Consider the following 14,779-nt stretch of genomic DNA (forward strand, 5'->3'; position numbering starts at 1 on the left):
TCAATGCTCATGTGTAGAATTTTGAATTAAGGTCAAATGCTAGTTTAGTCATAGAAACCAATAGAGGTAGTTGTCTTGAGCAATTCCTTGAATCCTGTCGATCTCAGTTCTTTGGACGACCATGGGAATTGTTTATTTTTTATCCCAAAAAAGTAGATAATATGTCAAGAAAAATCATTAGTTTCGAGTAAGTTATTGAATATTTGTCCACACTAAATAAAGCTTGCACTCTTAAAATACTATTATCGAGGGTATAAATTTATGAATAAAACGTTAACTGATTTGCTGGAACCCTTAGAATTACAAGCTGACGAGGATATTGAAATAACTGGGATACAACTCGATTCTAGAAATATAAAAAAAGGAAATTTATTTATTGCGATTTCTGGATATCAATCAGATGGGCATAGGTTCATTCAGACTGCGATAGAAAACGGTGCTGCTGCTGTGATTGGGGAGAAGAACCTCCAGAAAGAACTGCCTGTTCCATATATCCAAGTACGTGATTCCAGAGAAGCAGTCTCAATATTGGCTAATTATTTCTATGGTATGCCACATAACAAACATAAAATGATCGGCATTACCGGGACAAACGGAAAAACGACAACCTCTTATTTGTTACATCATATATTGAGACATAATGGCAAAAATGCTACAAGGTTAGGAACGGTTGAATATGTGTTAAATGGAGTCATGAGAGAATCCAATTTGACGACACCGGATGCCATTTTGTTACAACAGATGCTTCATGAAAGTGAAGATGAATATGTGGTTATGGAGGTTTCCTCTCACGGTTTAGATCAATCTCGTGTAAACGGTCCGATGTTTGATTATGCCATTTTCACGAATTTGAGCCACGAACATCTAGATTATCATAAAGACTTAGAAAACTATTATCGAACAAAGAAAAAATTATTTCGTTGTCTAAAAAAGAAAGGCAAAGGAATCGTTGGAACTTATGGCTCATGGGGTAAGAGGTTGCACGAAGAGTTAGCCGATGAATTGATCCCTTCCATTTCGTTTGGTCAGTCAAGCTGTGAGGAATCAATTTATTTAAAATCTTATCAAACTGTTCCCAATGTGAATTTAGTGATTGAAGACAATGGGAATGAGCACATCATAAAAATGAACATCCAAGGTGAACACAATGTTTATAATGCAATTGGCAGTTATATATGTGCAAGAGAGATAGGTCTTTCTCCTAAAGAAGTAATAGGAGCATTAGAAACATTTGAAGGTGTCCCTGGAAGATTTGAAAAAATGGCGTTTACAAATGGTGCAAAAGCATTCATAGATTATGCGCATACGCCCGATGGTCTTCATTATGCGTTAAAAACAGCAAAAGAATGCACAGAGCGAAATCTTTATCATATTTTTGGTTTTAGAGGGAATCGAGATTGTTCGAAAAGAGAGAAAATGGTTGAAATTAGCCAAATGATAAGTGATTATGTATATCTAACACTGGATGATTTGAATGGCACAAAAAAAGAAACGATGTTGGCTGAATTAAGAGAACTTAGCAAGCCGTACCAAAATATCTTTATTATGGACGATAGAACAGAAGCGATAGCACATGTTTTATCTCTATTAAAAAAAGACGACGGAATGATTATTACAGGAAAAGGACCGGAAAATTATAAAGAAGTGTACCGTTATAACACACGTAACGACAGAGAAACAATATTAAAATGTATTCAACAATTGTGAGAGGTTGTAAAACTTCAATTGTAAATTAGTAAGAAAAAGTGGAACATCTCTAATAAAATGAAGCATCCCAATTAATTTTAATAATTGGGATGCTTTTAACCTTATACACTTCCTTCATTCTCCAAACTTATGCGACTTGCTTACTTCTGTGGACAAAGAGGGCGAGGACGACTGCTGCCAGTGCCAAATAAAAACCAGTTGAAAAACTTTGCTGAGATCCATAAGTAAGTGCAGCGATTACCTCTTCGCCGGTTGGATTTTCAATGCCATTGTTAGTCAAATATCGTTGCTGGCCTGTATCCATGACGGAAATAAATAAGGCGATAGGGTCAGCAAATGTAGCGTCCGCTTTGCCTGCTGCACTAAAGCCGTAGACGATCCCACCGAATCCAAGTGTTGATAAAATAAAGGAAAACACATCGAGTTTCGGTTTAGACGCCTCTGAAATATTCGTCAGAACTTTCATCACAAACAATAACGAAAGAAGTGCAATTGGAAGAATAAAATAAAATAACCAACGCCATGTGAAATTTTCAACAATAAGACCTGAAACAGTCGGTCCAATGGCCGGTGCAAACATAATAACAAGTCTCACCATTTCCATTGCGGCCCCGCACCGTTCGACTGGGATAACTGTAAGAATAATAAATCAATTATAAAACCTTTCTTAAAGAATCATGATAAATTGACAGAGACAGAATGGGATTTTTTAACAGACATCGCGCCAGCTTTAATCACATACTGTGGTATATTTATTGGAGAACCATTGATCGTACTTATAGTAAGCAAGTTGTTGATAGCATGATGATGCCACTTTCTTAAACCAGCGTTATTAGATAAGGAGGGGACCCCATGAGATGTGGATCAAAGCGCTTTCTTGTGGAGATGGAAGTAAAGGGAGAAAAACAAACTAAAACCGTCACCGCAAGAACGACGATTGATGTAAGAAAAACCATTCGAGCAGAATACGGAGCAGAAACTCAGATTATTTCGGTTGCAGAAGAAAAACGATAAAGGTAGCAGAGGTAACAAGTTCGGCCATGGGGACTTTCATTGAACTTTTCTTTAATGTTCCGGTAGTATCCCGTCTTTAGAGGACAAAAACGGCGAGTACAAATAAGAATTCAATATATAAAAGAAAGCAAGCGCAATGAGAAAGGAACCGGTCTTCTCTATTGCGCTTTTTTTGTTGAGAACTCTATAAATAAACCAATCACTTAAATAGACAACCTATTTAAGAAAAGTTATCAGTCTAAAATATGGTTAAATATGATACTATTTTTAATGTGAGAATTATAGGACCTTGTGACGAAAGTTGTCCCAAAAACTACTAATTCAAAAATATATTTGGAGGTGCTCCATGAATTTTTGTTCGAAATGTGGTGAAAAGGTTGAAGCTAAAGCGAAGTTTTGTGTTGGCTGTGGAGCTAGTGTGGCAAATGCTAGCGAAAAACCAAACGATATGTCAGAAGCGGAGACTACAGCTGCTGCTGATGCAGTGGTAAATGAAGAGGCAGAGGTGAAACGGAAAACGCCTAGGTCAAAGAAGAAATTATATATTTTTACAGGCGTTGCTGTTTTGCTTATTGCAATTGCTGGGATTTCCTATGGCTTCTTTAATAAGTCACCGAAGCAAATGTATTTAGCTGCAGAACTGAATAGTTACACAGCGATAAAAGCCCAGTTTGATGAGGGTTTCGGGGAGCAGTTTGAGCTAAATAAACATTTGAGTGAGAATCCATACAGAAATCAAGTGACGATCACTGGTGGCGTCGGTGGAAATATCCCTGAATTACAGATGTTCAATTTAGACAATAGTGCAATTGAAATTGTAACAAGTCAAGATCCGAACCTTGCAAAGGGCATGGCTTCATTATCTATTTTAGTAAATGGTTCGAACTTGTTTGAAGCAGAAGTCTTTCAATCTGATGATGAAACAGGGTTAAGCATTCCTTTGCTATATGATCAATATTTTTATTTAAACAATGAAGAATTTGGTCAATTTATGAGTGGGATGGATCCTTATTATATGGGTCCAGATACATTAGAAAACTTTACGGAGTATATGACGAATTCTGTCGACTTAGAGGACGAATTTCTTCGTCATGGATTAGAGTATGTGACGTATTTGACGTCTGAGTTGACCGATGAGAATTTCACGGTAGAAGACGGGGTGGCATTTAAGGATGGAACGTTCCAAAAGGTGACTTTGTCGCTTTCAGAACAAGAGATATTCTCTCTTTTAGAAGGTTTAATTGAGAAGTTTGAAGCTGATGATGAGTTGCAAGATTTATTTCTTGATCAAATCGAGTCTTCATTTGCAGGTTCAGTCGACCCCGAATATTCAAGAGAAGATTTAAAAGAAGAGTTACAATATGCGATTACAGATATGAAAGATGGGTTACGTAATGTCGGTTTCCCTGAAGGATTTACGAGTGAGTTAATAATTGATCGTAACGATAATGTACTTAGTCGTGTCGTAGCGATGAAAGTCGTTGATGCTAATTATCCGAGTTATGGAATGAACTTCATGTATGAATCGACAAATTGGGATGATGGGGATACGCATGAGCTAACGAGAGCTGTTACAATTGCTCCTGAAGATGTAGCTGAAGGAGAATTTAGAGCTGTCTGGAATACATCTACCGATTCTGAGAAAGTCGTGAGCAATATTGGAGCGAATTTAGTTAATTATGGCAGTGTCGTGTTTGATGTTCAGTTAAACATGAATACGACTGAACAAGAAAACACAAAGGTTACAGATTTTGATTTGGCACTAGGTGGTTATGAATTTGGCAATGATGTGCCTGAGGTTAGTGGCACGGTAAAGCGAACGACCGATCAAAACATAAGCAGGGGCTATTCAAATAGTGATCTAGATATCACTCTAAATATGGGAATGGATGATTTCTATTATGGATATCAAGAAGTGAATTTGAACTTGGCTATTGATAGTCAAACGGAGTTCACGGACGCGCTTTCTTTCCCTGAGCTAAATGAAGATACAGCAAGAAATGTCGTTGAAATTAGTGAATTTGAGTGGATGAATATCATGGATGAAATCGAGTATAACCTTCAAAACATTCTATTCGAAACGATGTATTAAACGATAAATGAGGGGATATTCATGAGGAAAGTAAAAGCACTCATCCTCCTGCAAGCAAAAAGAATGTTTAAGCAACCAGCCGTTCTTTTTTGTATGGTTGGACTCCCTCTCGTAGGAAGTTTGTTTCTTATGCTTGCGCTAACCCCTTTATTTGAACGGGAGGCGTATGTTGATTCCTTCGATGTTGCTTTAGTCGATCTTGAACAATCAGTTGAGACGAGGGCGATCATTCACCAGTTGTCGGCGACAGAAGGGTTCCGCGAAGTAGTCCAATTTGTTCGTGTCGATGAAGAGAAAGGTTTGGCTTTGCTTGAGGGTGAACAAGTCGCTGCGATGGTTGTGATTCCGGAGTCCTTTAGTCAAGATTTACGGGTCGGGAGAAATACGCCTCTTGAAGTTGTAGGGAGCCCACAATATCCTCTTCAGTATCAATTGTTTTTAGCAATGATGAAAAGTGGGGCCGACTTAATTAGTGCAGCTCAATCAGGTGTCAATACGGTCCACTTCTTCTTAAAAGAAGAAGTGGACCCTACCATTTTGCGTGAAGAAGTTCAACAAGCTATTATCGATTTCACCTTTCAATCGTTAGGGAGAAATGAGGTATTCGAAACGATTGAATTAACTGAAACGGGTTCATTTACGTTAGAGGAATATTATTTGGCTGCTGTGGTGGTTGTGCTCACGTTTGTTATGGGGTTCTTCTTGGCAATGGTAAATCGTAATGATTTTACGAATTCTATGGAAAAACGCCTGATGCTGGTCGGATATTCTCCGGTTGTCAAGGTGCTAAGTCAGTTTCTAATTAGCTTATTCTTGTTGTTTCTTCAAGTCGCCATGTTTCTTGCGGTTTACTTTTTTGCGATGGACGGCGTAATGACAGGGGAGTGGTGGCCACTTTTTTTAATTTTACTTTGTATGACTGCCGTTGTAAGTATGCTGTTCACGTTTCTTGCTTCGTTTTCTTTTCAACCTTTGACGGAGCTATTGCTTGGAGCTGGTATTGTGATCATCCTCATTCTTTTCGGTGGTTGCATTGTGCCTCTTTCCTTTTATCCTAGCTGGGTGCAAGAGGTAGGAGGATACATGGTGTCATTCTGGATGCGCGAAGGCTTGATGCATGCTGCGTTTATATATGACAGCAAGATCATCGGCCTTACTAGTATGGGGATGGGTCTGCTTGTTATGGCACTCTTTATCGGAGCTTGCTTAAATGAGAGTAAGAAGGTGAGGGTTGGATGATGAAGCAATTGTTGTCGATAACCAAACTTCGGCTAACCTTTCTCTTAGCAAGCAAGAGTAGCTGGGTTTCCTTCTTTGTTGTTCCTTTGCTATTCCTTTTGTTTCTCCCTTTCTTTTATGAAACGGCTTTAGAAGAAGCGCAGATTCCAGTAGCTTTTGTCGATTTGGATCAAAGTGAGTATTCAAGTAAGGTGAAACAGAAACTTGAGCAGCATCCCTCCATTCGCTTAATTGAAGCTGAAGAGAGCACAGTCAATCAGCTTGTATTGAGAAATGAAGTGGATACAGCGTTTGTAATTGAAGATGGATTTACGGAAGAAATCGCTCGGGGAACGGCAAATGGAGGAATTGATCTCTTGTATTCGGAAGCTTCTATGGCAACGCCATTTGTCAGAGAAGTAGTTGCAGCAGAAGTGATGCGTTATATGAGTAATCACGCTGCGGCTGATCGTGTGATAGCTCTTCGCACTCAGTATGGCTTGCCTGTTGAAGAGGGGACGTGGAGAGCAGCATGGGAGCATACCGATCAACAGTGGGAGCCAGTTCCACTGCTAACGGTACAATCTACTGAGTTGCATTCGTATCGTCTCGAGGTAGTCGAACAAGAAGATTCCACGGAACGACTATTGCTAGCAATCACAGCGATGTTGATGTTGTTTTTGTTTTTATGTAACCATTGGATTATTGAAGATAAAGAACAGCACATTCAAAACAGATTTGTAGTAAGTGGGGTGAGCTCTCTTACTTATTTTTTAGGAAACAGTTTTGCGATTCTGCTAATAGGGTTTGTACAAATGAGCCTAATGATAGGTTTGCTATTCTATCATGTACCGAGTTTTGTGTCAGATGCGTCTTCGATCATCATTTTTTTAGGTGGGTTCGTTTTATGCTGTCATTTTCTTGGTCTGTCCATGGCTACAATTTGCTCTATGAAAAAGTATGCATTACTCGCTAATGTCATTTTTGTTTTTTTTGCGACGGTACTTGCGAGTAGCTGGGTGGACTTGAGTGGAAAATGGATTGTACCTCAGTATTGGCTCATCAATGGAATAACGGGTCAGCTCAGTGGAACGGATATCTATCCAATGGTCGTAATGATGATAGGTTTCTTTTTCTTAAGCTTTGTAACAGTGAGGTGGAAATATGGTCATCGCTCTTAATGGCATTACGAAATCATATAAAAGAAAAACAGTTTTGCGTGACGTTAGCTTCACTGTGGAAAAAGGCGATCGCATCGCTTTGTTAGGTTCCAATGGAGCTGGGAAGACGACGTTATTTGAAATTATGGCAAGTTTGTCACAACCTGATCAAGGGGAGCTTACTTACAACGGAAATCCAATTTCAAAAAAGAAAGTGGAGTTTCGAAAAGTGATTGGTTATGTCCCACAGGAGTTAACACTTTTCTCTAAGCTGACGGTGAAAGAGCAGCTTTCGTTTTGGGCAGAAATGGCGCCAAGAAACGTTACAAAAGCAAGAATCAAGGAACTCGTCGATGTCGTCGGATTAACGGAACAATATGATCAACGTCTTGAGCAGCTATCAGGAGGGATGAAGCGAAAATTAAATATTATTGTGTCGCTTCTTCATGACCCTGAATTGATTTTACTCGATGAACCAACTGTTGGTATCGATATTCAATCAAAGCTTGAGATTATGAATTTTATGAAAGCTGTAAGTCTGAAGGGGAAAACATTGATTTTCTCTAGTCATGACCTGCAAGAGATTCATGGACTATGTGATAAGGTTGCTTATTTGCATCAAGGTCGGTTGTTGTTTTTTGGAACATGTAGAGAGGCGATCGCTCTAATTGCAGAGGAATTGCCAGATGAAGACGGCTGGGAAGCCTTTTCGTTTTTGTTTCAGCATTTACGAGTGTAATAGTAATGAGTGGTTGTCTCAATATGCAAAATGCTCTCAATAAGGTTATTTTAAGCGCTGTCTACCTGAGGACAGTGCTTTTTTAGTTTTAAGCTGAGGAATTGGTGTGAAAAACAACTATCTAAAAGGCTGATTGCGATTAAAATTACAAAAAAAGAATGATGTGTGATATGAATCATCGTATTGGCACAAAAGGTTTGCTAGGGTATAGGCAGTCACCTAAAACAATAAAGGTGAGAAGAATATAAAATTTCTGCTGCAATGATGTTTTTGGAAAAGTCTTTTTATTGCGATTACTCAAAAAGAGTTTTGCTTACAGGATAGAGAAAGCAATCAATTCTTTATACGATTTCAATGATTTCTTTTTAAGCAGGAGGGGAGAGAAAAGATGAAAGACGAGTTAACTATAGGTGGTATTAAGTTGAAAAGTAGACTTTTTATTGGTACTGGAAAATTTCATAATGATAGTTTGGTTCCAGACGTCATAGAAAGTTCTATGGCGCAGGTCATTACGGTAGCCATGCGTCGTGTCGATCTAAGTTCAACAGAGGAAAATATAATGAATTTCATTCCAAAAAATATGATTCTACTTCCAAACACTTCAGGCGCAAGGACTGCTGAAGAAGCAGTGCGTATTGCGAAACTAGCTAGGGCGGCAGGACTTGGAAACTGGGTGAAAATTGAAGTGATTACGGATCAAAAATATTTACTCCCTGATAACTACGAAACGTTAAAAGCAACGGAACGTTTAGCAAAAGAAGGATTTACTGTCTTACCTTATATGAGTCCTGATTTAATGGTAGCTAAACAATTAGAAGAAGTTGGGGCAGCTGCAGTTATGCCATTAGGTTCACCAATTGGTTCTAATCGTGGATTTAGAACTCAAGAGTTAGTCCGTATTATGATTGCAGAGAGTAAGGTTCCAATTATTGTTGATGCAGGAATTGGAAGGCCGTCTGAAGCTTGTGAGGCGATGGAGCTAGGAGCAGATGCTGTGCTAGTCAATACAGCTATTGCGACTTCAAGCAATCCTATTGAGATGGCAGCTGCATTTGCAAATAGCATCAAAGCAGGCAGAACAGCTTATTTGAGTGGGTTGGGTACTAGTACTCTAGAGGCAAGGGCGTCCTCTCCATTAACAGGCTTTTTATCATAGAATAACGACCAAAAATGGATTGTGATTAGGGAGGGGACATAGATTGTGAGTTTTTATCACGTGTATAAGCAATTAAAGTTGCTTGATTTTGAAGGCTTTCTCAATTCAGTAACTAGTACTGATATAAAAAGAATAGTACATAAAGATTCGCTAAATGATGAAGATTTTTTAATGTTATTATCACCTGCTGCAGAGGAATACTTAGAGGAATTGGCGCAAAAAGCTCATCGTGTAACGGTACAACACTTCGGAAAAACGATTCAGTTATTTAACCCTATATATATATCAGATCATTGCGTTAATCACTGTACCTATTGTAGCTTTAGTGTTATTAATCAATTTAAACGACAAAAACTTACGATGGAGGAAGTCGACAGAGAAGCGAAAAACTTAGCGAGTACTGGGATCAAACATATTCTAATCTTGACTGGGGAATCGAAACTACATTCTTCTGTATCATATATTATGCAAACAGTGGAAGTTCTAAAAAAATACTTCTCTTCTATCTCGATTGAAATTAACCCACTAGATACAGAAGAGTACAAACAATTAAAGGAAAGTGGTGTTGATGGAGTTACCGTGTACCAAGAAGTATACAACGAAGAGGTATATCGAGATTTTCATGTGAAAGGGCCAAAACGCAATTATCGTTATCGTCTGGATACACCTGAAAGAGGTTGTGAAGCAGGACTTCGTAGTGTCAATATCGGTGCATTACTTGGTTTAGATAACTGGAGGAAAGAGGTGTTTTTCACTGGGAAGCACGCTAATTATTTACAGAATAAATACATAGATACAGAAATTGGTCTATCACTTCCAAGAATCCGACCTCATTTAGGTAGTTTCAATCCACGCTCAGCGGTGAACGATAAAGCTTTTGTTCAAAGTCTGATTGCATTAAGATTGTTTTTACCTAGATCGGGTATTACATTATCTACTCGTGAAAGTGCGGTCTTTAGAGATCACTTAGTACCTCTTGGAATCACGAAAATGTCAGCAGGAGCATCAACAGAGGTTGGTGGCTATTCTCTTGAAAATCCAGGAACAAATCAATTTCAAATTTCCGATGAACGTGGAGTAAGAGACATTTGCGATGCTCTTTACAAAAAAGGCTACCAACCCATTTTTAAAGATTGGATTCATACATAGGTGGTAGAAATACTGTCTAGAAAAAACAAGAGCAACTATTTGCAGTTGCTCTTGTTTTTTACTTTATGGGTAGGTAAGGCAATAAACGACGTTTCTCAACAAAGTTTCGTCAATTGGCTTGCCGAGGTCTCCCTCAAAATCGCACATTAAACCGTGTTTTTTACTGCATACCACGTTAGGTGAGATCCTGTGCTGGAGATTTGTTGTTGCCTTAAAACGCTAAAGCGTCAATGGGTCAACAGAAACCATTTAGCTGGACATTTCCTATGTCATGCATTGCTAAAACTGGGGCGTTGAAGTTGATAGCTAATGTTTTGAGAAAGGCACCCTCGATCGTTTTGGGTGCCTTTCTCTTTTATGGGTAATCTAAAAAGGTAATAAGTAAAGTAGGTGAATACAATGTTGAATGAATTAGAATTAGTTCTAAAACTATCCCTCGCACTATTTTTTGGTATTTTAATCGGAGTAGATCGTCAATTAAAACACAAACCACTCGGTTTAAAAACATGTATGATCATTTGCGTTGCTAGTTGTATGGTAACAATCGTATCAATCGAATCGTTTCATAAATTTGCTACGCCTACGTATCACGCAATGGACCCGATGCGACTAACTGCGCAAATTGTAAGTGGGGTTGGTTTTCTAGGGGCGGGTGTGATTCTACGTAGAAATAATGATGTCATTTCAGGATTAACAAGTGCAGCGGTAATCTGGGCAGCATCTGGACTTGGTATAGCTGTTGGTGCGGGGTTTTATTTATTATCATCTATAGCGGTCATTCTATTTATATTAGCGATTAATTTTATTCCAACTGTCATCAAAATACTAGGGCCAGCAGCATTAAGTCAACGAGATGTTCTTGTAAAAGTTGTGATGGAACCTAATTTTAAAATAACCGAGCTAATTAAAGCCATTGAACGAAAAGGAGAGGGCCTTAATGAACACGAAAAAAGCGATATTCTTATTAGAAATTTAAAGTTGAAAGATCTTGATAATGGTAATCAACAAATTGACTTAAAATTATCTGCTCCAGAAAAACAGTACACAACAGAAATTTATTATCTGATTAAAAAAATAGATCATGTCATTTCGGTTGAGATTGAACATTGATTGCCCTTCGTAGGGAAGGAGGTTTGGTTTATGAAAAAAATTAGCATGAAAAATCGCGAAGAATATACGTATTATCTATTTATGTATTTAAAGAACAAACAAAAAGATTTATTTAGGAATAGTTTTTAGATTTGCATCCAACAGATCAAGTTGAGATCTTTAAACAAATGACTCAAGACAAACGGAAAAGAGTTTATCATTATTTAACAGCTAACGAGTTTGCCGAGTTATTTATAGGGCTTAGATTACACGAACAAAAACAGATCTTTACAGAACTTGAGGATAACTATGCGCTTGAAATGTTAGGGAACTACCAGCTGATGAGATTACTGATTTCTTAAATGAAATTCCTGAACATATTGCAATATATTTAATAAATAAAATGGATAAGGCCGAAGCTGAAAATATAAAGTTGCTCCTAACGTATAAGGAAGATTCTGCTGGTTCCCTTATGACGACTGAGTTTATTAAGGTTTCTCCCAATGTTACGGTATCACAAGTAATGGAGCAACTACGCTTGGAAGGCATGGAAGCAGAAACCATTTATTATATTTATGTGATTAATGAGTTAGATAAGCTTAGTGGTGTCGTTTCATTACGTGAGTTAATATCGACTTCGCCAGATAAGACTGTTGATCAAGTGATGAAGGAACAGGTCGTTTCAGTTTCTCCGACAACCGATCAAGAACAAGTTTCTGCTATTATTAAAGACTACAACCTTCTGGCTGTACCTGTTATTACATTAGAGGACAAAATCATAGGAATCGTAACTGTCGATGATGTTATGGATGTAATGGAAGAAGAAATTACAGAAGATTTAGGAGAGTTCGCAGCTGTAAAAGGTGCTCTTGATTTAAACGTGACCTCACTGACAGCAACGAAAAAAAGGTTACCATGGCTATTCTTTTATTATTTATTGGAATGTTTACAGCAGGGTTGATTGGATCCTTTGAAGCAACATTAGCTGAGGTGGCAATGTTAGCAGTGTTTATTCCTCTAATTGCTGATATGGCAGGAAACACAGGAACTCAATCGTTAGCCGTTGTTGTTCGGGGGCTAGCACTTGATAACTTTGATCAAAAAGCTGTTTTTCGTCTAATCAAAAGAGAGGCTGCTACTGGCTTTATGATGGGTGTAGTATGTGGTGTACTCGTTTCGGTGATTGCTTTACTTATCCCACAAGGAAGTATAGTACTTGGTTTTATTATTGGGACGTCTTTGTTTGTAACGATTCTTTTTTCAACATTAACTGGAGCTGTTATTCCTCTGGTTATCAATAAGTTAAAAATCGATCCTGCTGTAGCATCTGGCCCCTTTATTACAACCATTAATGATTTTAGGATTGTTCATTTATTTCTCTATTGCTACATCATTATTACATTATTTATAAATAGGAAAAGGTTATTTGGAAATTTAGTACTAATTTTAGGAATAGGGACTAACGAAAAAGTTAGTCCCATAGTGTAAATTTATATATGCCCTTTTCTAGTTGTCAAAAGAACATGCAGTCTCGTTTTTATGCTAAGTTTGATTATTTCGCGTTATTACATTAGAATATTAAACGTAATGATTACGATTATCATAAGGGCTTGGTTTAAAAAACAAGCAAGGGGAGGGATTTTATGTTAGGTGGTCTATACCGAAGAAAGGTCTTGAAAGATACAGAGATTTAATTTTAAAAAAGCTAACTAATAAAAGGAGTGTCTATACAATGAGTGTAATGGAGCATAAACAAGAAGCACCGAAACAAGTCAATTGTAAAATCATAACCGTAAGCGATACCCGTACAACAGACACGGATAAAAGTGGAATGTTAATTCGAGATTTTTTAGAAAAACAGGGGCATGTAATCAAAGATTATGAGATTGTAAGAGATGAAAAACATTCAATTAGTAAAGCTATTGAAAAGGCCATTCTAGCTCCTGAGATTGATGCAATCCTGTTAAATGGTGGAACGGGAATAGCGGACAGAGATGTTACCATTGAAACAATTAAAGAAATATTGGATAAAGAGATTGTTGGATTTGGAGAATTATTTAGAATGCTAAGCTACACAGAAGATATTGGAGCGGCAGCTATGTTAAGTCGTGCGATTGCAGGTGTTAGTAAACACACAGCTATTTTTGCTATGCCTGGCTCAAGTGGTGCAGTGAAATTAGCCATGAATAAATTGATTAGTTCTGAATTAGCACATGTTATAAGAGAAATTAGAAAGGATTTAAAGAAGCCATCAGTTAATAGAGAATAAAACTGTAGAAATTATTATTTTAAGTGGCTTCTATTAAACTGTTTAAAGAGGTGTAAGTAGAAAAATGAAAAAAGAATTCGATGTCGTCATTGTTGGAGCAGGTCCAGCAGGAATTGGTATTGGCACCATTATGAAACAAATGGGTCTACATAATTATTGCATTTTAGAGAGGAATTCTGTAGGAAGTACTTTTAAAGGTTGGCCTAAAGAAATGAGATTATTAACACCATCATTTCCTGGCCATGGATTCGGTCTTCTTGATTTAAATGCTGTAGTGCCAGAAACTTCTCCTGGGTTTACGTTTCAATCAGAGCATTTAAGTGGTGAGGAATATGCTGAGTATCTTCAAGAGGTTGCTAATCATTTTGAACTACCAATTGAATTAAGTATTGATGTGAAAAGTATAGATAAAACATCACACGGATTTTGTTTAGATACAAACAAAGGAGATATACATTGTCAATATGTTATTTGGGCAGGTGGAGAATTCCAGTATCCTAATTTACAACCATTCGAAGGGGGAGAACTATGTCTCCATAATAGTAACGTTCACTCTTGGGAGGACTTAGTAGGAGAGGAGTTTTTCATTATAGGTGGTTATGAAAGTGGGATGGATTCGGCTATTCACCTGAGCCATCTAGAGAAGGATGTAACAGTATTGGCTAGAGAGGATACTTGGACTCGATATCACCCTGACCCAAGTATATCACTCTCTCCTTTTACGTGTGATCGCCTTGCTGAAATACAGGATTCTGACCAACTAGTCCTAAGAGGAAATGTAGAAGTGATAAAGGTAGAAAAAGAAGAAGGAGCCTATCAAATCCATCTTTCTAATGGAGAAACGTTAGAAAGCTCTACCCAGCCGATTTTGGCAACAGGTTTTAAAAATAGTCTCTCACTTATTATAGAACATTTCTATTGGGATGACCAAAATGATATTCAGTTGAATGAGGTTGATGAATCAACAGTTTCAGAAGGATTGTTTTTAATAGGACCTCAAGTTCGTCATGAAAAAGTCATTTTTTGTTTTATTTATAAATTCAGACAACGGTTTGCTGTTGTAGCAAAAGAGATCTGCGATCGACTAGGCATAAAGGTAAGTGACGAGTTGATTAATTTTTATCGGCAGTCAAATATGTACTTAGATGATTTGTCGTGTTGTGGAAATGAGTGTATTTGTTAAAGT

The 14,779-nt window shown here is 37.7% G+C and carries 14 protein-coding genes and 1 pseudogene; 14 read left to right on the top strand and 1 reads right to left on the bottom strand.

Features of this window, described 5'->3' with window-relative positions:
• Window positions 1-261 precede the first annotated feature (261 nt).
• Complete coding sequence (locus AC1FXZ_RS00135) at window positions 262-1,707, top strand: UDP-N-acetylmuramoyl-L-alanyl-D-glutamate--2,6-diaminopimelate ligase (RefSeq protein ID WP_480049801.1); 1,446 nt, start codon at window positions 262-264, stop codon at window positions 1,705-1,707.
• Between the two features lie 127 nt (window positions 1,708-1,834).
• Here the strand turns inward: AC1FXZ_RS00135 and AC1FXZ_RS00140 are convergent, their stop codons facing one another.
• A complete protein-coding gene (locus AC1FXZ_RS00140) occupies window positions 1,835-2,311 on the bottom strand; it encodes a hypothetical protein (RefSeq protein ID WP_480049803.1) in 477 nt (158 codons plus the stop codon).
• Window positions 2,312-2,559: 248 nt separating this feature from the next.
• Here AC1FXZ_RS00140 and AC1FXZ_RS00145 point away from each other — a divergent pair, with 248 nt between their 5' ends.
• The 13 genes and pseudogenes from AC1FXZ_RS00145 to AC1FXZ_RS00205 all read left to right on the top strand — a co-directional run bounded on the left by AC1FXZ_RS00145 (window position 2,560) and on the right by AC1FXZ_RS00205 (window position 14,776).
• A complete protein-coding gene (locus AC1FXZ_RS00145; RefSeq protein WP_480049805.1) occupies window positions 2,560-2,721 on the top strand; it encodes a hypothetical protein in 162 nt (53 codons plus the stop codon).
• Between the two features lie 346 nt (window positions 2,722-3,067).
• Window positions 3,068-4,813 carry a zinc-ribbon domain-containing protein gene (locus AC1FXZ_RS00150; RefSeq protein WP_480049807.1) on the top strand — a complete coding sequence of 582 codons (1,746 nt, stop codon included), beginning with the start codon at window positions 3,068-3,070 and terminating at the stop codon, window positions 4,811-4,813.
• 21 nt (window positions 4,814-4,834) lie between these two features.
• Entirely contained in the window at window positions 4,835-6,052 is a 1,218-nt protein-coding gene (locus AC1FXZ_RS00155) for an ABC transporter permease (protein ID WP_480049809.1), read from the top strand.
• A complete protein-coding gene (locus AC1FXZ_RS00160) occupies window positions 6,049-7,212 on the top strand; it encodes an ABC transporter permease (RefSeq protein ID WP_480049811.1) in 1,164 nt (387 codons plus the stop codon). Before AC1FXZ_RS00155 ends, AC1FXZ_RS00160 begins: the two co-directional genes overlap by 4 nt.
• A complete protein-coding gene (locus AC1FXZ_RS00165) occupies window positions 7,196-7,930 on the top strand; it encodes an ABC transporter ATP-binding protein (RefSeq protein WP_480049813.1) in 735 nt (244 codons plus the stop codon). The genes AC1FXZ_RS00160 and AC1FXZ_RS00165 overlap by 17 nt, the downstream gene beginning before the upstream one ends.
• A gap of 388 nt (window positions 7,931-8,318) precedes the next feature.
• Window positions 8,319-9,086, top strand: coding sequence for a thiazole synthase (locus AC1FXZ_RS00170; RefSeq protein WP_480049815.1), 768 nt, complete (start codon window positions 8,319-8,321; stop codon window positions 9,084-9,086).
• Between the two features lie 45 nt (window positions 9,087-9,131).
• Window positions 9,132-10,235, top strand: coding sequence for a 2-iminoacetate synthase ThiH (gene thiH / locus AC1FXZ_RS00175; RefSeq protein ID WP_480049817.1), 1,104 nt, complete (start codon window positions 9,132-9,134; stop codon window positions 10,233-10,235).
• A gap of 399 nt (window positions 10,236-10,634) precedes the next feature.
• Window positions 10,635-11,345: an MgtC/SapB family protein gene (locus AC1FXZ_RS00180; RefSeq protein ID WP_480049819.1), complete on the top strand. Its 711-nt coding sequence runs from the start codon at window positions 10,635-10,637 to the stop codon at window positions 11,343-11,345.
• 167 nt (window positions 11,346-11,512) lie between these two features.
• A pseudogene (locus AC1FXZ_RS00185) lies at window positions 11,513-11,721 on the top strand (magnesium transporter MgtE N-terminal domain-containing protein); the annotation flags it as partial.
• Window positions 11,722-11,796: 75 nt separating this feature from the next.
• Window positions 11,797-12,285, top strand: coding sequence for a CBS domain-containing protein (locus AC1FXZ_RS00190; RefSeq protein WP_480050025.1), 489 nt, complete (start codon window positions 11,797-11,799; stop codon window positions 12,283-12,285).
• Window positions 12,240-12,812, top strand: a complete 573-nt coding sequence (locus tag AC1FXZ_RS00195; RefSeq protein ID WP_480049821.1) for a magnesium transporter — start codon at window positions 12,240-12,242, stop codon at window positions 12,810-12,812. Before AC1FXZ_RS00190 ends, AC1FXZ_RS00195 begins: the two co-directional genes overlap by 46 nt.
• A gap of 244 nt (window positions 12,813-13,056) precedes the next feature.
• Entirely contained in the window at window positions 13,057-13,593 is a 537-nt protein-coding gene (locus tag AC1FXZ_RS00200) for a MogA/MoaB family molybdenum cofactor biosynthesis protein (protein WP_480049823.1), read from the top strand.
• Between the two features lie 64 nt (window positions 13,594-13,657).
• The gene (locus AC1FXZ_RS00205) at window positions 13,658-14,776 is read left to right on the top strand and encodes an NAD(P)/FAD-dependent oxidoreductase (RefSeq protein ID WP_480049825.1); all 1,119 of its coding nucleotides are present in this window, start codon (window positions 13,658-13,660) and stop codon (window positions 14,774-14,776) included.
• Window positions 14,777-14,779 lie beyond the last annotated feature (3 nt).

It is taken from the genome of Halalkalibacter sp. HAAS-P014 (genome assembly GCF_056619965.1).

Bases quoted from the DNA above. Each gene is read 5' to 3' on its own strand.
- AC1FXZ_RS00135 (WP_480049801.1), top strand. From the start codon at position 262: ATGAATAAAACGTTAACTGATTTGCTGGAACCCTTAGAATTACAAGCT.
- AC1FXZ_RS00140 (WP_480049803.1), bottom strand. From the start codon at position 2,311: ATGGAAATGGTGAGACTTGTTATTATGTTTGCACCGGCCATTGGACCG.
- AC1FXZ_RS00145 (WP_480049805.1), top strand. From the start codon at position 2,560: ATGAGATGTGGATCAAAGCGCTTTCTTGTGGAGATGGAAGTAAAGGGA.
- AC1FXZ_RS00150 (WP_480049807.1), top strand. From the start codon at position 3,068: ATGAATTTTTGTTCGAAATGTGGTGAAAAGGTTGAAGCTAAAGCGAAG.
- AC1FXZ_RS00155 (WP_480049809.1), top strand. From the start codon at position 4,835: ATGAGGAAAGTAAAAGCACTCATCCTCCTGCAAGCAAAAAGAATGTTT.
- AC1FXZ_RS00160 (WP_480049811.1), top strand. From the start codon at position 6,049: ATGATGAAGCAATTGTTGTCGATAACCAAACTTCGGCTAACCTTTCTC.
- AC1FXZ_RS00165 (WP_480049813.1), top strand. From the start codon at position 7,196: ATGGTCATCGCTCTTAATGGCATTACGAAATCATATAAAAGAAAAACA.
- AC1FXZ_RS00170 (WP_480049815.1), top strand. From the start codon at position 8,319: ATGAAAGACGAGTTAACTATAGGTGGTATTAAGTTGAAAAGTAGACTT.
- AC1FXZ_RS00180 (WP_480049819.1), top strand. From the start codon at position 10,635: ATGTTGAATGAATTAGAATTAGTTCTAAAACTATCCCTCGCACTATTT.
- AC1FXZ_RS00190 (WP_480050025.1), top strand. From the start codon at position 11,797: ATGACGACTGAGTTTATTAAGGTTTCTCCCAATGTTACGGTATCACAA.
- AC1FXZ_RS00195 (WP_480049821.1), top strand. From the start codon at position 12,240: ATGGCTATTCTTTTATTATTTATTGGAATGTTTACAGCAGGGTTGATT.
- AC1FXZ_RS00200 (WP_480049823.1), top strand. From the start codon at position 13,057: ATGAGTGTAATGGAGCATAAACAAGAAGCACCGAAACAAGTCAATTGT.
- AC1FXZ_RS00205 (WP_480049825.1), top strand. From the start codon at position 13,658: ATGAAAAAAGAATTCGATGTCGTCATTGTTGGAGCAGGTCCAGCAGGA.